The sequence below is a fragment of the Acidihalobacter yilgarnensis genome, from assembly GCF_001753245.1.
In the GTDB taxonomy this organism is placed as follows: domain Bacteria; phylum Pseudomonadota; class Gammaproteobacteria; order DSM-5130; family Acidihalobacteraceae; genus Acidihalobacter; species Acidihalobacter yilgarnensis.
Map to the genome: position 1 here is coordinate 2494776 of NZ_CP017415.1, position 24528 is coordinate 2519303.

At 60.3% G+C, this 24528-nt stretch carries 21 protein-coding genes and 2 pseudogenes; 12 read left to right on the forward strand and 11 right to left on the reverse strand.

Annotated features, from left to right (window positions below; genetic code table 11):
- Window positions 1-118: 118 nt before the first annotated feature.
- From BI364_RS11955 to radA, 3 genes and pseudogenes are all read left to right on the forward strand, one after another.
- On the forward strand, window positions 119-931 hold the full coding sequence (locus BI364_RS11955) for a cytochrome C assembly family protein (RefSeq protein ID WP_070078935.1): 813 nt from the start codon (window positions 119-121) through the stop codon (window positions 929-931).
- Window positions 932-1023: 92 nt separating this feature from the next.
- Window positions 1024-2310 (forward strand): HlyC/CorC family transporter, encoded by a 1287-nt coding sequence (locus BI364_RS11960; protein WP_070078936.1) that lies wholly within the window; start codon window positions 1024-1026, stop codon window positions 2308-2310.
- 7 nt (window positions 2311-2317) lie between these two features.
- Window positions 2318-3675 (forward strand): annotated as a pseudogene (gene radA, locus BI364_RS11965) (DNA repair protein RadA).
- A 150-nt stretch (window positions 3676-3825) separates the two neighbouring features.
- Here radA and BI364_RS11970 read toward each other — a convergent pair.
- The 3 genes from BI364_RS11970 to BI364_RS11980 form a co-directional block, all read right to left on the reverse strand.
- Window positions 3826-4410: a DUF3501 family protein gene (locus BI364_RS11970; protein WP_070078937.1), complete on the reverse strand. Its 585-nt coding sequence runs from the start codon at window positions 4408-4410 to the stop codon at window positions 3826-3828.
- Between the two features lie 150 nt (window positions 4411-4560).
- Window positions 4561-5907, reverse strand: coding sequence for a heterodisulfide reductase-related iron-sulfur binding cluster (locus BI364_RS11975; RefSeq protein WP_070078938.1), 1347 nt, complete (start codon window positions 5905-5907; stop codon window positions 4561-4563).
- A gap of 96 nt (window positions 5908-6003) precedes the next feature.
- The gene (locus tag BI364_RS11980) at window positions 6004-6420 is read right to left on the reverse strand and encodes a rubrerythrin family protein (protein WP_070078939.1); all 417 of its coding nucleotides are present in this window, start codon (window positions 6418-6420) and stop codon (window positions 6004-6006) included.
- A 194-nt stretch (window positions 6421-6614) separates the two neighbouring features.
- Here BI364_RS11980 and BI364_RS11985 point away from each other — a divergent pair, with 194 nt between their 5' ends.
- From BI364_RS11985 to folE2, 5 genes and pseudogenes are all read left to right on the forward strand, one after another.
- Complete coding sequence (locus tag BI364_RS11985) at window positions 6615-6863, forward strand: exodeoxyribonuclease VII small subunit (RefSeq protein ID WP_070078940.1); 249 nt, start codon at window positions 6615-6617, stop codon at window positions 6861-6863.
- The gene (gene ispA / locus BI364_RS11990) at window positions 6850-7749 is read left to right on the forward strand and encodes a (2E,6E)-farnesyl diphosphate synthase (RefSeq protein WP_070078941.1); all 900 of its coding nucleotides are present in this window, start codon (window positions 6850-6852) and stop codon (window positions 7747-7749) included. Before BI364_RS11985 ends, ispA begins: the two co-directional genes overlap by 14 nt.
- Before the next feature lie 49 nt (window positions 7750-7798).
- Window positions 7799-9690 (forward strand): annotated as a pseudogene (gene dxs / locus BI364_RS11995) (1-deoxy-D-xylulose-5-phosphate synthase).
- Window positions 9691-9718: 28 nt separating this feature from the next.
- Window positions 9719-10102 (forward strand): 6-carboxytetrahydropterin synthase QueD, encoded by a 384-nt coding sequence (gene queD / locus BI364_RS12000; RefSeq protein WP_070078942.1) that lies wholly within the window; start codon window positions 9719-9721, stop codon window positions 10100-10102.
- Between the two features lie 5 nt (window positions 10103-10107).
- Entirely contained in the window at window positions 10108-10929 is an 822-nt protein-coding gene (gene folE2, locus BI364_RS12005; protein WP_083251365.1) for a GTP cyclohydrolase FolE2, read from the forward strand.
- 161 nt (window positions 10930-11090) lie between these two features.
- Here folE2 and bamC read toward each other — a convergent pair whose 3' ends face one another.
- Complete coding sequence (gene bamC / locus BI364_RS12010) at window positions 11091-12740, reverse strand: outer membrane protein assembly factor BamC (protein ID WP_083251366.1); 1650 nt, start codon at window positions 12738-12740, stop codon at window positions 11091-11093.
- Window positions 12733-13632, reverse strand: a complete 900-nt coding sequence (gene dapA, locus BI364_RS12015; protein WP_070078945.1) for a 4-hydroxy-tetrahydrodipicolinate synthase — start codon at window positions 13630-13632, stop codon at window positions 12733-12735. Before dapA ends, bamC begins: the two co-directional genes overlap by 8 nt.
- 200 nt (window positions 13633-13832) lie before the next feature.
- On the opposite strand from dapA, the gene BI364_RS12020 reads away from it, so the two are divergent.
- Genes BI364_RS12020 through BI364_RS12030 form a run of 3 tightly spaced genes read left to right on the forward strand, consistent with a single transcriptional unit; the run spans window position 13833 to window position 16304 of the window.
- The gene (locus BI364_RS12020; protein WP_233279509.1) at window positions 13833-14363 is read left to right on the forward strand and encodes a glycine cleavage system protein R; all 531 of its coding nucleotides are present in this window, start codon (window positions 13833-13835) and stop codon (window positions 14361-14363) included.
- A gap of 34 nt (window positions 14364-14397) precedes the next feature.
- On the forward strand, window positions 14398-14871 hold the full coding sequence (locus BI364_RS12025; RefSeq protein WP_070078947.1) for a peroxiredoxin: 474 nt from the start codon (window positions 14398-14400) through the stop codon (window positions 14869-14871).
- 20 nt (window positions 14872-14891) lie between these two features.
- A complete protein-coding gene (locus BI364_RS12030) occupies window positions 14892-16304 on the forward strand; it encodes a PhoH family protein (RefSeq protein WP_070078948.1) in 1413 nt (470 codons plus the stop codon).
- Window positions 16305-16311: 7 nt separating this feature from the next.
- Here the strand turns inward: BI364_RS12030 and BI364_RS12035 are convergent, their stop codons facing one another.
- The 4 genes from BI364_RS12035 to BI364_RS12050 are packed head-to-tail and all read right to left on the reverse strand — an operon-like array spanning window position 16312 to window position 19479.
- Window positions 16312-17391 carry an AI-2E family transporter gene (locus BI364_RS12035; RefSeq protein WP_070078949.1) on the reverse strand — a complete coding sequence of 360 codons (1080 nt, stop codon included), beginning with the start codon at window positions 17389-17391 and terminating at the stop codon, window positions 16312-16314.
- A complete protein-coding gene (locus tag BI364_RS12040) occupies window positions 17388-17774 on the reverse strand; it encodes a Crp/Fnr family transcriptional regulator (protein ID WP_070078950.1) in 387 nt (128 codons plus the stop codon). Before BI364_RS12040 ends, BI364_RS12035 begins: the two co-directional genes overlap by 4 nt.
- Window positions 17775-17779: 5 nt before the next feature.
- Entirely contained in the window at window positions 17780-18517 is a 738-nt protein-coding gene (locus BI364_RS12045) for a type 1 glutamine amidotransferase (RefSeq protein ID WP_070078951.1), read from the reverse strand.
- Window positions 18518-18552: 35 nt separating this feature from the next.
- Window positions 18553-19479, reverse strand: coding sequence for a LysR family transcriptional regulator (locus tag BI364_RS12050; protein ID WP_070078952.1), 927 nt, complete (start codon window positions 19477-19479; stop codon window positions 18553-18555).
- A 139-nt stretch (window positions 19480-19618) separates the two neighbouring features.
- On the opposite strand from BI364_RS12050, the gene BI364_RS12055 reads away from it, so the two are divergent.
- On the forward strand, window positions 19619-20185 hold the full coding sequence (locus BI364_RS12055) for a hypothetical protein (RefSeq protein ID WP_070078953.1): 567 nt from the start codon (window positions 19619-19621) through the stop codon (window positions 20183-20185).
- A gap of 22 nt (window positions 20186-20207) precedes the next feature.
- Here the strand turns inward: BI364_RS12055 and BI364_RS12060 are convergent, their stop codons facing one another.
- Together BI364_RS12060 and BI364_RS12065 are read right to left on the reverse strand one after the other, a co-directional pair.
- The gene (locus tag BI364_RS12060) at window positions 20208-23504 is read right to left on the reverse strand and encodes an efflux RND transporter permease subunit (protein ID WP_070078954.1); all 3297 of its coding nucleotides are present in this window, start codon (window positions 23502-23504) and stop codon (window positions 20208-20210) included.
- On the reverse strand, window positions 23501-24481 hold the full coding sequence (locus tag BI364_RS12065; RefSeq protein ID WP_197495696.1) for an efflux RND transporter periplasmic adaptor subunit: 981 nt from the start codon (window positions 24479-24481) through the stop codon (window positions 23501-23503). The genes BI364_RS12060 and BI364_RS12065 overlap by 4 nt, the downstream gene beginning before the upstream one ends.
- Window positions 24482-24528: the final 47 nt, after the last annotated feature.

Sequence of the window (24528 nt, forward strand, 5' to 3'; positions counted from 1 at the left end):
AAGCCGCACATTATACGGGCTGATCGCATACAGGGCACGAACGACCGCCCCCCGCTTCACCTCATGACCGAAGATATGTAACTATGCTGGCTATTTAAGCATTGACTGACATCCACATATGCAACTCGCACTCGCACTGCCGGCCATCCTGCTTTACCTGATCTGTACACAGCAGATATGGAGACGCCTGCGTAGCCGCGCAGCCGGCGTGAACATCCCCTGCGGACGTGACATCGCCATGCTATGGATCGGCGCACTGATCCTGCATGGCCTCGCCATTTACACCGGTATTGTCAGCCCCGAAGGGCTCACCCTCGGCATTACTCACGCGCTCTCGCTGGTCGGTTGGCTCGTGGCGCTGCTGGTCCTGATCGCATTGCATTCGCGCCCAGTCGAGAACCTCGGGTTGGTCCTGCTGCCCTTCGCTGCCCTCACGCTGGCGGCAGAAACCATCTTTCCCGGAGCGCGCGTACTCGATCGCGCTGGCGACCTGTTATTGGCAACCCACATCTTCATTTCGCTGCTCGCCTACAGCCTATTCGTCATCGCGGCACTGCAATCCGGCGTACTCTGGCTTCAGGATCGCCAGCTGCGTACCCACCGGCCCGGCGCCCTGCTGAGAGCGCTCCCGCCCTTGGAACACACTGAAACCGTCCTGTTTCAGATCATTGGCCTCGGCTTTCTGCTGCTGACCGTGGCGATCGCCAGTGGGTTCGTTTACGTCAGCGAGTTTCCAGCCTCGATATACCCGCAGCAGATCATTCTGTTCGCGATCTTCATCAGCTCATGGGTAATATTCGCCACGTTGCTGGTCGGACGCTGGCGCTTCGGCTGGCGCGGGCGTATCGCCATCCGCTGGACGTTGAGTGGATTTCTCATCCTGCTGGTCGCCTACTTCGGCACGGAACTGGCCGTAACCTTACTGGCCTGAGCCGACGGGCATCACGCTGGATTGCGCAACTGCTTGACAGCCCCGCGTAGCAGCCCGTGTAATGCCCCCATATCAACACATTAGCAAATCGCTTGAACCATACCGACCTAGGCCTGTTGGGTCTGCTATTGTTTGTCCTGGTGCTACTCTCCGCCTTCTTCTCCGGCTCGGAGACCGCGCTGATGTCGCTCAACCGCTATCGGCTGCGCCATCTTGCCGAAAGCGGTCATCCTGGCGCCATGCGAGCGCAGAAACTCCTCTCCAAACCAGACCGGCTGATCGGCCTGATTCTGCTCGGCAACAACTTCACCAACATCGTGATCACGCAGCTGGCCACCTACATCGGCTACGCCCTGTTCAACGAGGCTGGTATTGCCATCGCCACCGGAATTCTCACACTGGCGCTGCTGATCTTCGCCGAGGTCGCGCCCAAGACGCTGGCTGTGCTGCATTCCGAGCGTATCGCGTTCCCTGCCGCCTTCCTGTACGTGCCGCTGCTGACCCTGACCTACCCCTTGGTCTGGCTGGTCAATTTGCTGGCCAACTCGATTCTCAAGCTAATCGGCGTATCAGCCGACGATGCCGATACGCAGCCCATGAGTAGAGAAGAACTACGCAGCGTGGTGAACCAAGCTAGCGGCCTGATCCCCCGCCGCCACCAGAAAATGCTGCTCAGTCTGCTCGACCTCGACAAGGCTACCGTGGAGGACATCATGGTGCCACGCAACGAGGTGATCGGACTCGATCTCGATGAGGACTGGGACAAAATAGTCGACCAACTCAGCCACACGCCGTATACCCGCCTGCCGGTATTCCATGGCGACATCGACCGCGTCGCGGGCATCATCCATATCCGCCGGGTGTTCCAGCTGCAGCAACAGGGGAGCCTCGACCGCGAACATCTGATATCCAATCTGCGCGAGCCGTACTTCATCCCCGAAGGCACCACATTGAATCAGCAGCTGCTGCGTTTCCAGACCGAGCAACGGCGCATCGGCCTGGTCGTGGACGAGTATGGCGACATTCAGGGACTGGTTACGCTCGAAGACCTCCTTGAGGAGGTCGTGGGCGAGTTTACGACCGACCCGACCGCCCATAGCCGCGACATTCTCCCGCAACCCGACGGCAGCTTCATCATCGATGGTACAACCCATATCCGCGAGGTCAACCGCACGCTAGGTTGGCGCCTACCGACACGCGGTCCCCGCACCCTCAACGGCTTACTGCTCGAGCACCTGGAAATGATCCCAGAACCGGGCACGACCGTACTCATCGAAGGCCATCCCATCGAGGTCATTCAGCTCAAGAACAACGCCATCCGCACCGTACGCGCGCGGCCGAAGCTCGCACACCTCCATCCTCGCAGACAAGACCACTAGGCGCGCTATGGCCAAACCGCGCATCGTCTATCAATGCAGTGCCTGCGGCGGGCAATCGCCCAAATGGGGTGGACAATGTCCGGATTGCGGCGCTTGGAACACCCTCGCGGAGACACGTCTTAGCGCAGCGCCGCCAGCTGACGCTCCCCGAGATACGCCGGCTACGCAGGCACACCAACCGTACAGTCGATGGATGATGTAGAACTGCGCGCGGACCCGCGCACCGCAACCGGGCTTAACGAACTCGACCGCGTACTCGGCGGTGGTCTGGTGCAGGGTTCCGTCGTACTCATTGGCGGTGACCCAGGCATCGGCAAATCGACCCTGCTACTACAGACGCTAGCGCTGTTGCCCGCCCTACCTTCGCTCTACGTTACCGGCGAAGAATCGCTACAGCAGGTGAGCCTGCGCGCGCATCGCCTCGGCTTGCCGACCGCCGGACTACGCCTACTGACGGAGACCTGCGTCGAGCGCCTGCTGAACACCGCGGCCATCGAACGCCCCAGTGTCCTGGTCGTGGATTCCATCCAAACGCTCTACTCCGAATCTCTGCAGTCAGCTCCCGGCTCCGTTGGACAGGTCAGGGAAAGCGCTGCGCAGCTGGTGCGCTACGCCAAACAGACCGACACCGCCGTCTTCATCATCGGACACGTCACCAAGGAGGGCGCGCTCGCGGGCCCACGCGTCCTCGAGCACATGGTCGACACCGTTCTTTATTTCGAGGGCGATCCGGGTAGTCGCTACCGCGTCATGCGTGCAGTCAAAAATCGCTTTGGCGCGGTCAACGAACTCGGCGTCTTCGCAATGACCGAATCCGGCCTCAAGCCCGTTGCCAACCCCTCGGCCATTTTTCTGTCGAGACATCCGGAGCCAGTCCCCGGCAGCGTGGTGATGGTCACCCGCGAGGGCACCCGGCCACTGCTGGTCGAGGTGCAGGCACTCGTTGATGAAAGTCGCCAGGCCAGTCCGCGGCGTGTAGCGGTGGGCTTGGAGCAGAATCGCCTGGCCATGCTCCTGGCGGTCATGCACCGCCATGGCGGACTCGCGCTGTTCGATCAGGATGTCTTCATCAACGTGGTCGGCGGCATCCGCGTCAATGAAACCGCAGCGGATCTAGCCGTGCTCAGCGCCGCGCTATCGAGTTACCGGGACCACCCACTGGCCAGCGACCTCGTGATCTTCGGCGAGGTCGGGCTGGCCGGAGAAATCCGGCCCGTGCCCAATGGCGATGAGCGCCTGCGTGAAGCCGCAAAACATGGCTATGCCCAGGCCATCGTCCCCAAGGCCAATGCTCCCCGTCGCGCGATAGACGGGATGCAAGTCCATGCGGTACATCGCCTGGCCGAGGCGATCGAACTACTCTGAGCACGATCAGACGGGTCAGACGACAGCGCAATGACCCTCAAATCGCGCCTTTTGGATCGTTCCGTTCCACCGCCTGAAGCAAGGCTTACCCGATCCAGCACATGCCCTAGCAATATCGGCTTTCGGGACGATGATCGAAAGAACGCGGCTTCAATCCAGATCGGCGAGTAGCGCTCGTGTGGTTTCGCCCGGCAACGGATCGAGCTGTTGCTCGAAGCCCGGCAGATCGATTCCGGCGGCGAGTGCGGCTCCGCCCTTGACGGCTGCGATCATTTCCGGCGCCAGCTCGAAGCGCATAAAATGCACGGCCGAGGTTTTCTCCGCCGTCTCCCGTTCCAGATCCTCATCGGCCACCGCATAAATCTTGTCGTGCCCCTGAACCCGCATCCAGACATGATCCTCAACATTGATCAATCGTTTGAGTGCCTCGTCGCGCTCGTTTTCGTCTGAATATTCAATCATGAAGGTGGCCTTCCAGTTTCCGCCGTCAGGGATCAACGGATTGTAGGCCTCCAACTCTTCCTCAATCCCAGCAGCCTCGAAAATACGCTCCACGCGCAGTACTTCCTGGATCTGGTACTGCATGGTCAGGCGATCCTCGAAGTACAAGGCAGCATGCTCGCCTATGGCCACGCGACGCACACGCTTATGCTGCATAACGCGAACGCGGAACTCTGATCGCACTTCCGCATAACGCTCCAGCGAGTACAAATCCGAGCGAGTAAGTTTTTGCATGGCTAAAGACTCCTAAAAAAGGGTGAACGGCGTTTCTGCAGCCTACTAATATTCAGGCAATACTCCCCGACGTCCGTGCAAAGCGCGGATCGGGTTGTAACGTGAAAGGCCGGCCCGATGACATATTTCGGACCGGCATGGCGTTGAACCCTACAAGCCGTAGGCTTGTCGCAACAAGGTCAGCGGGTGCTCAGGCGGGCGCTCGTCGTCCAGACCATTTTCGATCTGGTGTCCGGCCATCGGACAATCGCTCGAGTAATGATCCGCCTCAGCCTTTTGCACACGACTGACCACCGGGCGACAGATCTTCATCGATATCTCGTGGAATTCGCACTTGACCGCGTAGGTACCGTCATGGCCGGAACAACGCTCGATCAGATCTATCTGAGTATCCGGCACCATCTCCAACAGCTCGCGCGTCTTCATGCCGATATTCTGCACACGCAGGTGACAGGCCGCGTGGTAGGCGATCTTACCCAGGGATTTGGCGAATTCGGTCTTCAGCTTGCCATCCTTGTGCCGCATCATGAGATATTCGAAGGGGTCGAATATATGATCACGCACCTTCGCCACCTCGGCGTCATCCGGGAACATCAGCGGCAGCTCCTGCTTGAACATGAGTACGCAGGATGGTATCGGCGCCACGACATCCCAACCAGCATCGATCATGCGGGCCAGCACCGGGATATTGGCTTCCTTGGCGCGCTTGACGGCTTCCAGATCGCCTAGTTCCAGCTTGGGCATGCCGCAGCATTGCTCTTTTTCCGCCAGCGTCAGCTCAATTTCATTGTGGGCGAAGACCTTGTAGAGATCCTCTGCCAGATGGGGTTCGTTGTAATTACCGTAGCAGGTCGCGAACAGGGCTACACGCCCGGTCGTCCGGCCCGCCGGTTCCGGCTTGGCAACCGTATTGACGAAGGATTCGACCCGCTTGCGTCCGGTCTTACTGTGATATTCGGGGAGCGCGGCATGCGGATGGATGCCCATCGATTTATCCAGCATCTGCCGGAAGACCGGATTGCGATTGGCGCTATTGACCATATCCGCGACCACCGGGATGCCCGCCAGCTTGCCGACCGCATCGGTCGAGCTGATCAACTTGTCACGCGACTTAGTCTTGCCTTCGCTGTATTTGACCGCCTTCGCGCGCAGCATGAGATGAGGAAAATCCACATTCCATTCGTGCGGCGGCACATAGGGGCACTTCGTCATGTAGCACAGATCGCACAAATAGCAGTGATCCACTACTTGCCAATAATCGGCCTTGTCAACACCATCGACTTCCATGGTCGGCGACTCATCGACCAGGTCGAATAGCGTGGGAAAGGAATGACAGAGACTGACGCAACGCCGGCACCCGTGACAGATGTCAAATACCCGCTCAAGCTCCCCGAACAGCGCCTCCTGATCGTAAAAAGACGGCGACTGCCAGTCCACAGGATGACGGGTCGGCGCCTCCAGATTGCCTTCCTTACGCCCTTCCGCAGGTGTCGACATCGATGGTCTCCTTGATATGCTTCGATCCGCCACGCGAACAGACGCGTGGCCCTGTCAAAAATCGGGGCCGCCAGAATACGGCGGCCCCGTACGGCATTACGCCATTTCGTCCAGCGCCTTCTGGAAGCGGTTGGCGTGCGAGCGCTCCGCTTTGGCCAGGGTCTCGAACCAGTCCGCGACTTCGTCGAAACCTTCTTCACGCGCGGTCTTGCCCATACCCGGGTACATATCCGTGTACTCGTGGGTCTCGCCGGCAATCGCGGTCTTCAGGTTCAGATCCGTGGGGCCGAACGGGAGGCCCGTAGCGGGATCGCCGCACTGCTCGAGGTATTCCAGATGACCGTGTGCATGACCGGTCTCGCCCTCAGCGGTCGAACGAAAAACGGCGGCTACGTCGTTCTGGCCTTCGACATCAGCCTTGGCTGCGAAGTACAGGTAACGACGGTTCGCCATCGACTCGCCTGCGAAGGCGTCCTTGAGGCTCTGCTCGGTCTTGCTGCCTTTCAGTTCCATATGCATCAACCTCCAGTTAGGATTGATAAGGGCTCACGCACCGGAGAAGCCCTCCGGTGGACGCAGGGAGAAACTTAGACTAAGTCTAAAACTGAGTCAAGTCCATCGGTTGGATTATGAACCTGATTGCCCTCCGCAGCGCACTCGGGTAGTTTACCTCGTTTGATTTGGCGCACGAAAAACCATCCGTCACGATGAGCCCCAAGCCCAAGAAGATCGATTTTGAAAAAACCCTGGCCGAGCTGGAGTCCGTGGTCGCTCGAATGGAGCAGGGTGAGTTGTCCTTGGAAGACTCCCTCAAAGAGTTCGAGCGAGGCATCTCGCTGACGCGCGCCTGTCAGCAAGCACTCGCAGATGCCGAGCAGCGCGTCAGTCAGCTCACCGCAGATGGACGCGAGTCGGCATTGTCGCCACCGCGCGAGGAGTCTGATGATGCCAACTGAATGCGAGCAGCTGATGGCGCTGTGGCGTACGCGCATCGAAACCGCGCTCGGGCGCTGGCTACCCTCTCAGGCCGTGCTCCCGGTCAGGCTACACGAAGCCATGCGCTATGCAGCGCTCGATGGCGGCAAACGAATCCGACCCTTGCTGGTGTATGCCGCGGGGCATGCCCTGGACGTAAGCGCCGAACGGCTGGACGGCGCGGCCACCGCCGTCGAATTGATCCATGTTTACTCCCTGATTCACGACGACCTGCCGGCGATGGACGACGACGACCTGCGCCGCGGCAAAGCCACCTGCCACTGCGCCTTCGACGAGGCCACTGCCATCCTGGCCGGCGACGCAATGCAAGCCCTCGCCTTTCACATCCTCGCGGCCGACCCCGATCTCACCGGCGACGCCAGCGCCCGACTGAGCATGATCGACATGCTTGCGCAGGCCGCCGGCTCACGCGGCATGGCAGGAGGACAGGCCATCGACCTAGACGCCGTCGGGCGGGAACTCAGCCTCGCCGAACTCGAAAACATGCATATACACAAGACAGGCGCATTGATACGAGCCAGCGTGCGCCTGGGCGCGCTCGGCACCAACACCGCGGCAGCGGATACGCTTGATCGACTCGACCACTACGCCAAGTGCGTCGGGCTCGCCTTCCAGATCCGCGACGACATCCTCGATGTCGAGGGTGAAACCGAAACCCTCGGCAAGACCCAGGGTGCCGACATTGCCCGCGGCAAGCCGACCTTTCCAAGCCTCCTGGGCATGTCGGAGGCCAAGGCGCGTACGCACGCACTTTGTCAGGACGCGCTCGACGCACTTACGCCCCTCCCTGCCTCCGCCGAACCGTTGCGCTGGATCGCAAGATTCATCGTCAACCGTATCCACTAGACAGGCGATGGGTGCAAACTAGGCCCACCGTACCTGTTCGAACGCCCACATGCCGCACACCTTACTCGACCGAATCACCGGCCCCGCCGACCTCCGCGCACTCGACCCGGGTCAGCTCGAACGGTTAGCCGATGAACTCAGAGATTTTTTGCTGCAAAGCATCTCGACCACCGGCGGACACTTGGCCGCCAACCTTGGCACAGTCGAACTGACCGTCGCACTGCACCGGGTGTTCAACACTCCGAGGATCGCCTGGTCTGGGACGTGGGCCACCAAGCCTATACACACAAAATCCTCACCGGCCGACGAGAAGCGATGTCCGGTCTACGGCGCAAACACGGAATCGCCGGCTTCCCGCGCCGCAGTGAAAGCCCCTACGACACCTTCGGTGCCGGGCACTCAAGCACCTCGATCAGCGCCGCGTTGGGTATGGCACTCGCTGCCCAACGTCAGCAATCCGATCGTAAGGCCGTGGCCATCATCGGCGACGGCGCCCTAACCGCCGGCATGGCCTATGAAGCACTCAACCACGCGGGTGGTCTCGACGCCGATTTACTCGTCATTCTCAACGACAACGAGATGTCGATCTCGCCCAACGTCGGCGCCATGTCAAACTACCTGACGCGACTCCTATCCTCGCCGCTATACTCGACCCTGCGCCAGGGCGGTAAAGATATCCTCAGGCACCTCCCACCGGTTTGGGAAATGGCGCAACGCACACGTGAACACCTGCGCGGCATGATCATGCCCGGCACGCTCTTCGAGGAGATGGGCTTTCGCTACTTTGGCCCGGTGGACGGACACGATCTCGGCACCCTGATCAAGACGCTAGAAAACCTGCGCCAGATCAAAGGGCCGCGACTGCTGCACGTCGTCACCCGCAAAGGCCAGGGTTATCGTCCCGCGGAAGAAGACCCCGTCGCCTACCACGGCGTTGGCCGTTTCGATCCCGCCGAGGGCCTACGCAAATCGTCTACCACGAAGGCTGCACCCACCTACACGCAGATCTTTGGGCAGTGGCTATGCGACATGGCTGCACGCGACGAACGCTTGGTGGCCATTACACCGGCGATGCGCGAAGGCTCCGGGCTGGTGGCATTCTCGGAACGCTATCCTGAACGTTATTACGACGTCGCCATCGCCGAACAGCATGCGTTAACCCTGGCGGCAGGCATGGCCTGCGACGGGCTCAAACCGGTGGTCGCGATTTACTCCACGTTCATGCAGCGCGCTTACGACCAGCTCATTCACGACATCGCCCTGCAAAACCTACCCGTGCTGTTCGCCATCGATCGTGCCGGACTCGTCGGCCCTGACGGGCCCACACACGCCGGCAGCTTCGACCTCAGTTACCTGCGTTGCATTCCCAATCTCCTCATCATGGCACCCGCCAACGAGAATGAGTGCCGCCAGATGCTCTATACCGGGTTTTGCCATGACGGACCGGCCGCCGTGCGCTACCCGCGTGGACAGGGCCCGGGGGCCGTAGTCGTCAACGACATGACCGTGTTACCCATCGGTCGTGCCGAGATTGTGCGTGAAGGACAGAACGTCGTATTCCTGTGTTTCGGCAGCCCACTGGACGCCGCCTGCGAAGCCGCCGAACGTCTTGATGCGGGTGTCGTCAACATGCGCTTCGTTAAACCCTTGGACGAGGCGCTGATCAACGACCTTGCCTCACGCTACACATTACTGGTTACCGTCGAAGACAATGCCATTGCCGGTGGCGCTGGCAGCGCCGTCAACGAATACCTCATCGCGAACGACCTGCGAGTCGCCTGCCTCAATCTCGGACATCCAGATCACTTCCTGGAGCATGCAACGCGTGAGGAATTGCTCACTGAAAGCGGCCTCGACGCCGCCGGCATTGAGGCCCAGGTCAGAACCAGGCTCAACCGCAGGCACCCCACCGCGGTTGCCCGGCACGGGGTCATCCGGTAATATCCTACTAATTTGATCAGGTAAGATCATGCCCGCCAAGTACACGCTCACCGTGTTGACCGACTTCGCCGCCGCGCACACCCTGCGCGACTATCCAGGCGACTGTAGCCGGCTCCACGGACATAACTGGAAACTCGAGGCCGAAGTACAAGCCACCGCCCTCGACAAGGTCGGCATGGCGGTTGACTTCAAGGTCATCAAGCGGGCTGCCCGTGAAATCGCTGGCGAGCTCGATCATCGCTATCTCAACGAACTCGAACCCTTCGTGCAGATCAACCCGACGGCCGAGCACATCGCGGCCTATTTGTTCTCGCGCTTAGCGGAACGGATCAATACCGATTGTGTACGCGTCAGCGCCATCACCCTTTGGGAGACCGAGCGCGCCTGCGTACGCTACAGCGAGGAAGCATGAATCACATGAGTCAGCCTACGGCACGAGATGCCCGGAGTATGCCGGACGTCCAAAGCGCCCAGGACGACCGTCGCATCCGCATCGACCAGGTCGGCATCAAGGGCCTGCGTCACCCTGTACTGATCGTCGGGGGTAGCGACGAGTCGCCTCAAGCCACTGTCGCCAGCGTAGACATGCTGGTCGACTTGCCAGCCGAGCGCAAAGGGACCCACATGTCGCGCTTCGTGGCACTGCTCAACGAGCACGATAGCGCCTTCGACCTACCCGGCTTCGAACTACTGCTCGGCGAGATGAGTGAACGGTTGGAGGCGCAAAACGGACGTATCGAAATGCGCTTCCCCTACTTCGTGCGCAAAATCGCCCCGGTCTCGGGCGTAGCAAGCCTGATGGATTACGACGTCACCCTGATCGGCGAAATCGACCAAGACAAAAAGACCAAGGTGACCCTGCGCGTCGTCGTGCCCGTCACCAGCCTGTGCCCGTGTTCACGCGACATCTCCGAATACGGTGCTCACAACCAGCGCTCCCACATCACCCTCACCGCGCACCTATCGGGCCCGCTATCGATCCGAACCCTGATCGAGATCGCCGAGGAAGAGGCATCCTGTGAGCTATTCGGACTGCTCAAGCGGCCCGACGAGAAATTCGTCACCGAGCGAGCCTACGACAATCCAAAATTCGTCGAAGATGCGGTACGCGATGTGGCTGCGCGTCTCGATGCGGAATCAAGTATCTCGGGCTATATCGCCGAATGCGAGAACTTTGAATCGATCCACAATCATTCCGCCTACGCCAGTATCAGCCGCGACAAACAACCGCTCGAATAAAACACTACCCATCGGCAGCTTAGCGAACGAAAGGCTGGGGGAAAATACGGCACCTGAACAAGCGGCTCCGCCTGGACCACCACTCCGCGTGATCCAGGCGTTGCCCTCCGACCGAATCCCGCGGTAATGATGGTGGCCCGATCGGACGAGCCTTAGCAGGATTAGCCGAGTTTCGGCTCAATGGACTGGAGTACCGCGCGGGCACCGTGAGCCGGCATCGGCAGCCCCATCGGGTTCTGTGCATGCACCCAAATATCGTGCTTGTTCACCTGCTGCACGTATATCCGGAAGCGCACGCCCTTAATCAGTACTGGCCCGCCGTCGAACAAGTTGCTCGCGAAGCTGCCGCCGCCACTCTGGCTCTTGCCGTTATAGACGACCTGATAGGTCCCCTTTGCACGGTCCTGCGCTTCGATCACAAAATCGCTGTGCAGCAATGCCAAGCCCACCTGAGGCCAGACCACGGCAAAGGCACCGTCCGTTTTGAGTATCGGTTCGCCGCTCTCTTCTACCAAGCTGTATTTGGCGCGCTGACCGCCCACCTGAGCCTCGGCCTTTTGCAGATCGCCGGTCGTCTGCACCACCTCCGTTTGCTGCTTTGCGGTGAGCGCTGCGGCTGCAACTTCGCGCCGATGTGGGCCGACCATTCCCGCACGAATCATCTCCAAGATACCCTGTGCACCACCGCTTTCCACGGGCAACATCATCGGATTGTCGACCTCGACCTGCACACCTCCGGCATGGTGCTGCACCGCGATGACGAATTTCGTTCCCATGCTCATCACGGCGTCGGAACCCAGCATATTGCCAAGCGCACTCCCCTGATTCTGGCCATGGTAAGTCACGTGGTACAAACCCTTGGCTGCGTCCGCCTTGTGCACGATGAAATCTGCACGACCCAGCGCAATGCCAATCTGCGGCCATGCGGTGGCAAAGGGCAGCGCGCTGCGCATCACCGGTTGCTGATTCACATTCATAATCCGATAGTCGCTTGGCTCAGTACGCCCGGCAGCGGTATCGGTGGTGGGTACGCTCACCTGTGCCGGGCCGCTCTGGGTACCCGACCGCGCGATAGGTGCAGGCGATAACTGGCTGGCGGGCAGGTGGGCGGCGAGATAGTTCATCAGCGATTGCAGGGCCGTCGCCTCTTTGCCCGGATCCGGTTTGGCCCACTGCCAGTGCATTGCACCCGAACCAATATTCTCCTCGATGGCGCCCTGATAGCTCAGATACAGCAAGCTACTCGCGCCATCCTGATGGCTCACCAGACGAACCACAAACCGCTCCCGCTTACCGGAGTCATACAACCCCTTGAACAGACGCGAGGTCAGTCCCTTGGGGAGGCCTGCCTGGGTTCCTTTCCAGTCCGTGCGAATCACACCCGTTTTAGCATCGGCCTCGACCGCCTTGAAGCCCTGCGCCTTGAAATAAGCCAACACATGCGGCCAGACCGCACCTGGACTGGCCTGAATGCTCAACCAATGAAAGCCTCCTTGGTTCACCAGCTGCATGCCTGCTGCGCTCGGCAGCACACCTGGCTGTGGCGCGACCGACTGCAACTGTGCCTGCGCGGGTGCAGCGGACGGAGGCGATGGCTGGGAGGGTGTCGTCTGCGCGGGGCCAAGCCCCTTCGCGGATGGCACGGCATAGGTCGAAGCGGTCTTCGGCGCCATCATGTCTGGCGGCACGGCCAGCGCCTGTGTCGCGCTATTTTCCGGGTAGGCGGGGCCGGGGTGCGCGCCCATCCAAGTACAACCACCCAGAGTCAGGGCGAGGATGGGAATCGCGGCGGTGCGCAATGCCTTAGACATGGACAATTTCTCCCGCCAGCGCGATGCCGGCTTGTTTGAGTGCCGCGCGAACGGGTTCGTGATACTGCTCGGACAACTCGACCAATGGCAAGCGAATACCCTCCTGAATCAGACCCATTGCGAACAAAGCCCATTTGACCGGGATTGGATTGGACTCGAGGAACAGTGATCGATGCAGCGCCTCGAGTGGTGCATTCAAGGCGGCAGCGGTGACCTCGTCTCCACGGCACGCCGCCAAGCTCATTTCGTGCATTGCACGTGGTGCGACGTTGGCAGTCACCGAAATGACGCCACGCCCACCGGCCAGCATCAGGGCCATGGCGGTTGCATCGTCGCCACCATAAACACTCATCCGCTCACCGCAGCGGGCGATGATTTCCTGCCCCCGCTCCACACTACCGGTTGCATCCTTGATACCCACGATATTGGCGATGTCGGCCAACCGTGCAACGGTCTCCGGCAGCATATCGACGGCGGTACGCCCCGGCACGTTGTAGAGAATTTGTGGGATCGGCACCGCCTCGGCAATTGCACGGTAGTGGCGGTAAAGCCCTTCCTGCGTTGGTTTGTTGTAGTACGGCGTCACCAGCAAACAGGCATCGGCCCCGCCGTGCAACGCACAGCGTGTCAGCTCGATGGCCTCCGAGGTGGAATTCGCGCCGGTGCCTGCGATGACGGGAATACGGGCGTCGACGAGCTTTACGATGCGGGCAATGACCTCGCAGTGCTCGTCCATATCGAGGGTGGCGGATTCGCCGGTAGTGCCGACTGCCACGATGGCATCGGTACCTTCGGTGATATGAAATTCGATCAATCTTGCAAGGGCTTCGTCATCAACGGACCCATCCATCGTCATCGGCGTGACGAGCGCCACCATACTGCCGTGAAACATGCCTTACCCCTGCCAGGGAACAAACAGCCATAGTACGTTCGCCCGCAGAGGGTGACAAGCATGCAACCCGGTGGTCCCGCGCATTTCGTGCGCCGTGCGGAACTGTTAATCTTGACGGCTCGAATGACGCCACCCGCGTCAGATTCAACCGCCTACAACATCAAGAGGCCGCCATGAGGCCCCAGCTCGCTGAGGATACATTGAATACACACCTGGTAATCTCGGCCATCGGCGAGGACCGACCCGGTATCGTCGAAGCGGTGGCCGGCGCCATCCACGACGCCGGATGCAATCTGGAAGACAGCCGCATGACGGTGCTCGGGGGTACTTTTGCCATAGTGTTGCTGGCCAGCGGCAACTGGAACACTACCACCAAGCTCGAAAAGGCATTGGACCGCCTGGGCCAGGCCACGGGACTGACCGTGACGACCCAGCGCACCGAACGCAAACCGCCGCGCAGCGACCGGCTGCCCTATGCTATCGACGTCATCGCCCTTGACCAGCCCGGCATCGTCCACGAGCTCGCGAGCTTTTTCGCCGAACGTGGCGTCAATATCCAGAACATGACCACCGCCACCTACGCCGCGCCGCACACAGGCTCGCCGATGTTCTCACTGCACATGACCATCGAGATCCCGGGCCAAGCCCATCTCGCCGGTCTGCGCGACGAATTCCTCGACCTGTGCGACAGCTTCAATCTTGACGGTATCATGGAGCCGGTCAAGCATTGAATTACGCACCATGTCAAAGACAGGAGATCCATCCATGAGCACGGCGCCGGACATCGGCCAGCCCATCCCCGCATTCGAATGCCCGTCTACCGCCGGCGAAATATTCCGTTACGACGCGCTGCTCGGCACGAGCATTCTAGTCATCTACTTCTACCCGCGGGACAGCACGCCTGGCTGTACGCGCGAAGGTGAAGACTTCCGCAACCGATACGACGATTTCCGTCAGGCGGGCGCCGAAATTCTCGGTGTTTCGCGCGATAGCCTGGCATCTCACGAGCGCTTTCGGGCAAAACTCAAGCTGCCCTTCCACCTGCTGTCCGACAGCGACGAACAGTTGTGTAAGCTATTCGATGTGATCAAGACCAAAAACATGTACGGTCGACAGGTTCTCGGTATCGAACGCAGCACCTTCCTGATCGATCATGAGGGTCTGCTCAGAGCCGAGTGGCGCAAGGTCAAGGTGCCTGGCCATGCGGATGCGGTATTGGAGGCACTCCAACAGCTATAAGTCACTTCCCCGGAGGATACATGGCCCCGGCCCGTCCCAAAAAACGCCTATTCGTACTCGATACCAACGTGCTGATGCATGATCCCAGTGCGCTGTTCCGCTTTCAGGAACACGACATCTACTTGCCCATGGTGGTACTGGAGGAGCTTGACCGGGCCAAAAAAGGCGTCTCCGAGGTCGCGCGCAACGTACGTCAGGTCAGCCGATTCCTGGATGAAATTATGGGCCAGGGCGGCGTCAGCTCCATCAGCGACGGCCTCCGTCTCAATACCGCGCTGACGGAACACAGCAGCGAGCTGGCCGCCAGTGGACGATTGTTCTTCCAGACCCATACCCTCCCCGCCTCACTGCCGGAAACGTTACCTGGCAACAGCCCGGACAACACCATCCTCGCCACTGCCCTGGCGCTGCAAAATGGCGGAGACCATAGCCGCGTCACCCTAGTATCCAAGGACATCAACCTACGCATCAAAGCCAGCGTGGTCGGCGTCCATGCAGAGGACTATCACAACGACCAGGTCCTAGACGACGTCAACTTGCTGTATAGCGGCATGACCGAGTTGCCGGAGGATTTCTGGGAACACCACAGCAAAGACATGGAATCCTGGCAGGAAAACGGCCGCACCTTCTACCGCATGCGCGGGCCCCTGATCCAGGGTTGGCAACCCAACGAATGCCTGAGGCAACCCGGTGAAGCCGGCTTTTCCGCCCTCGTGCGTGAAGTCGCAGCGGATCACGCCCTAATCGAGACCGTGACGGATTACACCTCGCCTCGACACGGCGTTTGGGGTATCCATGCACGCAATCCTGAGCAAAACTTCGCGCTCAATCTCCTGCTCGACCCAGAGGTGGATTTCGTCACCCTAGTAGGTGCCGCCGGCACCGGCAAGACGCTGTTGACACTCGCTGCCGGTCTCGTCCAGACCATGGAGGAGAATCGCTACAAGGAAATCATCATGACCCGCGTCACCGTCCCCGTAGGTGAGGACATCGGCTTCCTACCCGGCACGGAAGAGGAGAAGATGACACCCTGGATGGGCGCCCTGATGGACAACCTTGAGGTCCTCAACAAAACCGAGGCCGGTGGCGACTGGGGGCGCGAGGCCACCAACGACCTACTACGCAACCGGATCAAGATCCGCTCGCTCAACTTCATGCGCGGGCGCACCTTCCTGAACCGATTCCTCATCATCGACGAAGCGCAGAACCTCACCTCAAAGCAGATGAAGACGCTGATCACCCGCGCCGGCCCCGGCACCAAGGTCATCTGCCTAGGCAACGTCGCCCAGATCGACACGCCTTACCTGACGGAAACCACCTCAGGCTTGACCTATGTGGTTGACCGCTTCAAGGGATGGGCGCATAGCGGCCACATCATCCTGCGACGCGGCGAACGCTCGCGTCTGGCTGATTTCGCGTCCGAGGCACTTTGAGTAAGCCTCAGGCCGGCGGCAACTCGCCGTCGGCCCGGCGGACCGCGCCCACCCAGGCGTGCAATACCGCCTGCACCAACGTCGCGAGAGGGATGGCGAAAAACACACCCCATACTCCCCAAAGTCCGCCGAACAGCAGCACCGCCGCGATAATTGCGACCGGATGCAGGTTCACCATCTCCGAAAACAACAGCGGTACTAGCAGGTTGCCATCGATGAATTGGATCACGGCATAGGCGCCGACCGCGGAAAAGAAGTCACCGCTTAGCCCCCATTGCGCATAGGCCACGAATATCACCGGCAGCGTCACCACCGCGGCCCCCACGTAGGGGATGATCACCGAGAGCCCCACCAGCACTGCCAGCAACAACGCGTAATGCAGGTTCAGCAAGGCAAAGGCGATATAGGTCGATAACCAGACCACCGTGATTTCGACCAGCTTGCCACGAACGTAACCCACAATCTTCAGGTTCACTTCGTGCCAGACTTCCGAGGCCAGCGCCTGCTGCCTGGGCAACAGACCTTGTGCCCAACTGAGTAGCAACGCCTTGTCCTTGAGCATGAAAAACACCAGCAAGGGGACCAGAATCAGGTAGATGCTCAGGGTAATGAGACCAATCACAGAGGCCAGCGACAGGCTCAACACCTGTTGGCCGATACCGCCGAGGGCATGCTGCAGCTCACCCATGATCGCCTTGATCTGGATATCGGAAATAAAGTGGGGATAACGTTGCGGCAGCGTCTGCAGAGCTTCCTGCCCTTGAGCGATCATGTGCGGTAGTTCACGCAGGAATTCTGCCACCTGGCGCGAAAGCAACGGCACGAGCCCGCCCAAGATTAACGCGACCAAGGTCATGAACAGCAGGAAGACCCCCCACACCGCCGGCGATCTGGGCATACCCAGACGGACGAGTGCGAGCACCCCACCCTCTAGTACGAAGGCGACCACCAGCGCCGCAATCAGCGGCGCCAACAGACGCCCCGTGAACAACACCACGGCAGTGCCGGAGACGATCAGCAAAATCAGGCTGATCACCTGTGGATCGGAAAAGTACCGCTGGAACCATGCGCGTAACAGGGCAATCATTCAGTCGAATCTTCGTCCCGATCCTTCCGATACTGGTTGTAATGAGACTCGAACAAAACCTCCAGCTCGTCGATCACCTCAACCGCTGCGCGCCCATGCATCACATGCTGGGCCATCAGCGCGGAGGTCTGATTAAGCATTTTCGCCTTATCGAGCATGGGATAAGTCGCAGAAAGCCTACGCACCGCCTTGACTACCGATTCTTTCTCTGGCCTCGGTTGCGGCACCGGCGTCTGAGCCACCGGCGCCGTCTTGGGTGCCCGCGAAGCAAGGAATTCTGCGAACGCCAACAGCGTGCGCCGCTCGTGCTCCGGGAGGTCCTCGAACAGCGCCTGCAAACGCTTGCCCGCCGCTCCACGCTTATTGGCAGGGATCGGCAACATCAGACTTATTCCACCTTGAGGCTGAAAACGGGGGTCTTATGACGGGCCTGCATGAGCCCAAGTGACTTGACCAAAGCAACGGCCACTGCATCGGTCGTTTCTTGCATGCCGCCCCACTCCATACGCGCCTCACCCAACAGTGCCGGCAGGTTCGGTGGTGGATTATGGGAATCTTCCATGATGATGTCCTCGATCATCCCCGGTTTCATTTCAGGGCGGAAAAGCATGCCGTATGTCATCGAGTCCGGGCGAATGGCAAGCCAACGCCCGTCATCGTCCACCAGGAGGGGTTCGACACCTGCCGGCAGGTCGACGCCACCGTGGTAAAGCACCAGCACGCGACGCCCGTCGATTGCTTCAGCGAGCGCATCTCCCTCCCCGGCGCTAGTCTTGTGTGCGGTGACAAATCCCGCGGTATAGGGTGGATACTCACGTCCAATGCCACCAGCCGATTCGGCAACCAACAGACCACCCAACCCAAACCCGACCACCGGGCGACGCGACTTCTGGAACAAGTGAATCAGGTTGATCACGTCGTTACGATAAGGCAACGCCTCCTCGTCCAGCGTGGACGAAGCGCCGCCCAGTATGAACAACCCATCGAATTGGCCGGCGCTGGGCGGCAGGCCCTGACCCAGGAAGGGCCGGTAATAGTCAAAGCCTATATCGCGCTTTTCAAGCTGCTTCTCGATCAAGCCGAGAAATTCCGAATAGGTGTTCTGCACGACCACGTAGTTCTGCATGTGGCTTCTCCTGCGTGGGGGCGGTGTTGTTTATCTTACGGTTGTGTTTGCGAGTGTCCGTCATGCGCATGAGTTTCGCAGTACTCTCGGGCAAAATTGAGCAGTTCCTCCATCGCGCGCAGGCGGAATTTCTGACGCTGGCGCACGAACGAGAATGGCCGACGCAGCGGTGGGTCGAGGGGTACCGCAGCTAAGCGCCCAAGTGCGATTTCCTTGTCCAGACTGGTCCGCGAAAGAATACTCACACCCATCCCAGCCTCTACAGCCCCTTTGATGGATTCCGAGCTACCCAGCTCAAGGCACTCATTGAGACTGTTCCGATCGAGTCCTTGTTCGTCGAGGTATTCCATGATCACTTCGCGCGTCCCAGAACCCTCTTCACGGCAGATAAAAGGATAGCTGAAGAATGCCTTGGCCGTGATCGTCTTCTCCCCTGCCATGGCGTGGTTGGGTGGCAGCACCGCAACCAGCTCGTCCATACGGCAGATCTCGACCACGAGGTTTTTGTTCGCCACGGGCGCCTCGACCACGCCAAGATCGATGATATTGTTCTCGACCATGGAGACGATGCCTTCGCTGTTCGAAACCCTCAGGCGTAGGTTCACGTCGGGGTGTTCGGCCTTGAAGGTACCCAAGAGCGCTGGCAGCATGTACTCGGCGATCGTAGTCGAGGCGCCGACCGTCAGCGCACCGCTGATGTCGCCGGTCAGCTCCTTGATAGAATTGTCCAGCTCCGCATAGAGCTCGAAGATACGTTCGCTGAACTGGTAAGCGACCTGCCCTGCCTCAGTCAGACTCACACGATTGTGGGTGCGATCAAAAAGCCGCGTATTGAAATGATCCTCAAGCTGGCGAATTTGGAACGTGACCGCCGGCTGGGTCATATGCAAAGTGTCCGCCGCCTTGGTGAAACTCAGAAGCTTGGCGACGGTGTAAAAAACCTGAAGTCTGCGATCAGCCACGGTAGGGTTCAAATCCTCAGAGGGATCAGCGTGTAGGTCGGTGCATACTAGCAGCCCCTCCCGCGCTAGAAAACCGAAAACCTGTCGTATTATCCACACACTGTCCGTAACGCGACAAAACGTCGCAGAGATCAGCCACATGCATGAAGCCTGGAAAAAACTCGACCTCGAAGGCGAAGGTCTACAAACCCTGAATCTGCGCTACAGCCGGATGATGCGACGTCCTGAACGGGCCTATGCCCTGATGGCGCTATTCCCGCTGGGTCTGCACCGCTGGTATCTGAAGGAACCCATGGGCGCACTTGCCTATCCGTTACTGTGTGCGCTCACGCCATGGCTATGGCTGCGTTTCGGCAGCCTTTCGGCAGCGGTTTCCGCCCTACCGTTATTGGCCCTGCTCGCCTTCGATATGACCTGGGTCAGACGACGCAGCGTGGCACTGAACAAGGCCTTACGGCTGCGCCAGTTCATGCGTCCAGGTGCCGCCGCGCCGCCACCGGGCTATCGCGGACGCTACGTCGACGATTCGCTGGAGGACTACCTCAAGCTCAAGTCCGGCGAACGGGCCGGGCATCAACCCGTCGAGTCCAATTCAAACGAAGGCGAACCTCCGGCCATGGGCCAAACCCCGCCCTCCTTCAACGAACAGGAAGCCATGCTCCAAGAACTCGCCCGCACCAATAAGGGGCGACGCAAGTCCAACTGATTGCCTATGCCTGCCAGCCGGATCACGCAGTGCCGGCACGCGCATCCTCACGCCGTTGCCAGAGATAGTACATCAGCGGAATCACGACCAGGGTCAACAGCGTGGAAGCCAGCGTGCCGAAGATCAGCGATACGGCAAGCCCACCGAACACCGGATCGCTGACCATCACCGCCGAGCCGAAAATGATGGCCAACGCCGTCAGCAAGATCGGCCGGAACCGGATCGCGCCGGCCTCGATCACCGAATCGGCCAAACTGTACCCGCGGCGTCGATATTCCAATATAAAGTCGATGAGCAGCAGCGAATTGCGCACCACGATACCCGCCAGCGCGATGAAGCCGATCATGGAAGTCGCGTTGAACGGCATATGGAATAACCAATGGCCGGGAAAGATACCGACCAGGGTCAACGGAATTGCCCCCATCACGATCATCGGCAGCGCAAACGACTGGTAATAGGCCACCAGTAACAGGTAAATGAACACCAGGGCAACGATGAAGGCCGCTCCGAGGTCGCGGAACACGTCCAGTGTCAACCGCATATCCCCTCCCCAGAGCAACTGATAGTGCGTCACATCGTGTGGCTGGGCATCGACGAAGCCCAGATTGGCCGTGGTCACATGAACGCCATTGGGCAAGGTCGTGTCATCGAGCATCTTGTTAAGCGTCAGCGTTGCGTAGACCGGACTGGCATCGAGCATATCGCCCATGACGTAGACCACTGGATGTTGATCGCGGTCGAGGATCGGCTTGGCCACGCTGGCCGGCTCGATGCGCACAAGACTGCCCACCGGCACCGAGCGCCCCTGCGCGTTGGTGACGCGCAGGTCGCGCACCTGCTGAATCCAAGAGCGGTCCGCCTGCTTCAGACGCACGATCAGCTCCACCGGTTCTGGCGCATGCGCCACGCGCAGCGTGCCGACCTCGATACCGGCCACGTAATCGTGTACCACCTTAGCGACCTGGGCAGGCACGATACCGGCCAGCATGGCCTTGCGCGCATCGACGTGAATCAGATACTCCGGTGCCGTAGCAGTAACCGAGTCATCTATATTGATCATGCCGTAGACCTTTTCGAAGTCCTGCTTCACCAGCGCGGCGCTCTGCCGTAACGTCTCATAGTTCGGCCCGTACAGTTCGGCCAACACCTGCGAACGCACCGGCGGACCCGGCGGCGTCATGAAGAGCTTGATGCGACTCAGGGGAAAGGCCCTGCGCACCGGCGCCAGCGCCTTCCAGGCCTTGGTGACCACGACACTGGTATGCGGGCGGTCGTGAGCGCCGATGAGATTGACTACGATCTGCGCCAAATTGCTGCCCTTGCGTAGTGCGTCGCCACGGACCATGCCGGCGAAGCTCAACGGCCCGGTCCGCCCCAGGTAGGTCTGGTAGTGGGTCACATAGCGGTTGCCTGCGAGGACTTCGCCAACGGCCTGCGCCACCCGACCGGTCTCGGCCAGCGCGGTACCGGCGGGCGTGTCGATCTCCACAGTGAAGGTGCTGACGTTACCGTCGGGCAGCATCTGCAGGCTCACACCCAAGGGACTGATCGGGCCATTCATGCCGGATGGGCGGATAAATTGCCAAGCGGGCATGAGCATGGACAACAGCAGCAACCCCACCACCACGAGAAAGAACACCGAGCGCTTGCGCCCGCTGGCGATCAAGGGGCGGATCACGGCAACATAACTGCGGTGCAACCAATCCTCCTGAGACTGACCCGCTTCTTCCAAGTCGCTCCGACGCGCGAGCGTGGCCATGGCTTTGCCCTTCAGCCAGCGATATGCCACCCAAGGCACCACGATATACGCCAGGATCAGCGAGGCCACCATCGCCACAGGGACGTTGATCGGGATCGGGCGCATGAACGGCCCCATCATCCCACTGACGAAGGCCATCGGAATAAAGGCGAGAATGACCGCAATGGTCGCGATATTGGTCGGATTGCCAATCTCATTCGTCGCGCGTACCAACATCCCGCCGTAGTCACGGCAATCGCCGTGATGTAGATGGCGGTGAATGTTCTCGATCACCACGATGGCCGCATCAACCAGCAGTCCCAGCGACAGGATCAGTGCAAACAAGGAAATCCGGTTGATGGTCTGACCCATCATCCAACCGACGCCCAGCACCACGAACAGCGTCAGTGGCACCGTTAACGTGACGATGATCGCCTCTCGCCAGCCGAGGAAAAACAGCAGGATGAAGGCCACGACGATGATGGCGATGGCGAGATGCTCCATCAGCGTGTTGACCGCATCATTGGCTCGCTGCCCATAGTCGCGCGTCACGCTAACGTGCACACCCTGCGGCAACATCTCACGTTCAAGGCGATGTAGCTTGGACAACACCGCGCCAGACACGGTCACCGCATTGGCGCCCGCACGCTTGCCGATGGCCAGCGTCACCGCCGGCACGGCATCGCCGGCGGTGACGTCGCCCCGCACACCGGCCGCACCAAGGGCCTCGCTCACATATTCGTCGTGATCACGCGCGCCGAGCGTAACCCGGGCCACGTCCCGGAGATAGATGGGCTTGCCTCGCACCACGCCGACCACGATGTTGCCCAGTTCGGCCACATTGGCAAAGGCCGCGCTGACCCTCAAGTCGACCTGCTGGTTGCTGTTGACCAGATGACCCGCCGGAATGACGACATTGGAGGCCTTGAGCAGCTTGAGCACCTGATCCAGGCCGAGACCGGCAGCGGATAGACGACCGGGTTCGATCTGCACATTCACGGCCGGACGTTGCCCGCCGATTACATGACTGTCGCCGACATTCGGAACGCTGCGTAGCTGCTGCAGTACCCGCTCACCCAGCTCGCGCAGGGCAACCTCATCAAGGCGATTGGAGCTCAGCGTAACCGCCAACACCGGCACGTCGTTGATGCCGATGCTCTTGACCAGCGGCTGCATCGTCCCCGGCGGCAGCCGATCCATGTTACGCATCAGCTGGTTGTAGAGCAGCAGCAAGCTGCGCTCCTCATTAGCGCCCACCTGAAACTGCACGGTCACGACGCCCATATCGTTGACCGCATACCCATAGGTGTGTTCCACACCCTTAAGCCCGGCCATCAATGCCTCCAGCGGTCGAACCACCTGATTCTGGATTTCTTCCGGACCGCTGCCCGGACGCATGACCAGGATCGAGGCGGCGGGCACCACGATCTCGGGGTTGTACAAACGCGGGGTAACTATCACAGCGAGAGTGCCGAACAAGGTCAGCGCCAGCATGATCAGCACCGTGATCTTGGACGTCAGAAAGCCCTGCGCCAGGCGCCCGGCGAGATTCAACCGGCTGTCCGTCTTTTGCTCGCTCATGACGCGCTGTCCACCTGTACATGCACGCCATTGTCCAAACGCCCCCGGGCCGACACGACGACACGATCACCGCTCACCAGCCCGGCCAGCACCTCGATGGCATCACCGACGGGCGGACCCAGACGCACCATGCGGAAATGCGCGATATCCTGGGCATCAACCACGAAAACCCCATCGATGCCACCGCGCCGCTTCACGGCGGTCATCGGCACCACGATGCCAGTATGCTGGCCGACCACGATGCGCACACGCGCATAATCGCCGCTTTGCACCGGGCTGCCCGCGGATAGCGCAATCTTGACCATGTGGGTATGCGTCATCGGATCAGTGGCATCCACTAGACGCTCCACCGTCCCGCTCAAAGTCTTCGACTTGGCGTCAAGCCCATCCACTTCGACCGTCAATGCCTGGCCAAGCTTGAGCCCGCGAAAGGCCTGGTCACTCAACTGCGTGACCACCTGCAAATGCGCTGCGCCATCGAGCGTCAACAATCGCTGCCCCGGTGCGGTCAGTTGTCCGTCATTGACCGATTTGGACACCACGACGCCCGCAAAGGGTGCGCGCACTTCGGCGTAATGCAGCTGCGCGCGGGCAGTCTTCAGACCGGCCCGCGCCGCGGCCACATCCCCCAAAGCAACCCGGTAGGCCATCTGCACCCGCTGATACTGCTGCGCCGGCACTGCCTGCTGTGCATAGAGGGCCTTGTACCGGCGCTCATTCGCCGCGGCATCGTCTAGAGCCGCCCGCGCCTTGTCGAGGCTTGCGCCGGCCTGTGCGATCTGCCCCTTGACGTCACTCGGATCGATGCTCAGCAACAACTGCCCAGCCTTTACGTGCTGCCCCTCATGCACGTGCAAACCCTGCACATAACCCATGAGTCGCGAGGCCACCTGTACGCGATCAGACGAGACCACGCTACCGGGAAACTCGGCATAAGCGGGCAAACCGCGTACCACCACCGTTTCGAGCTTTGCCATGACCCTATCGGCATGGGCGGACTCCCCGGACGTCGCGGCATCCTGTT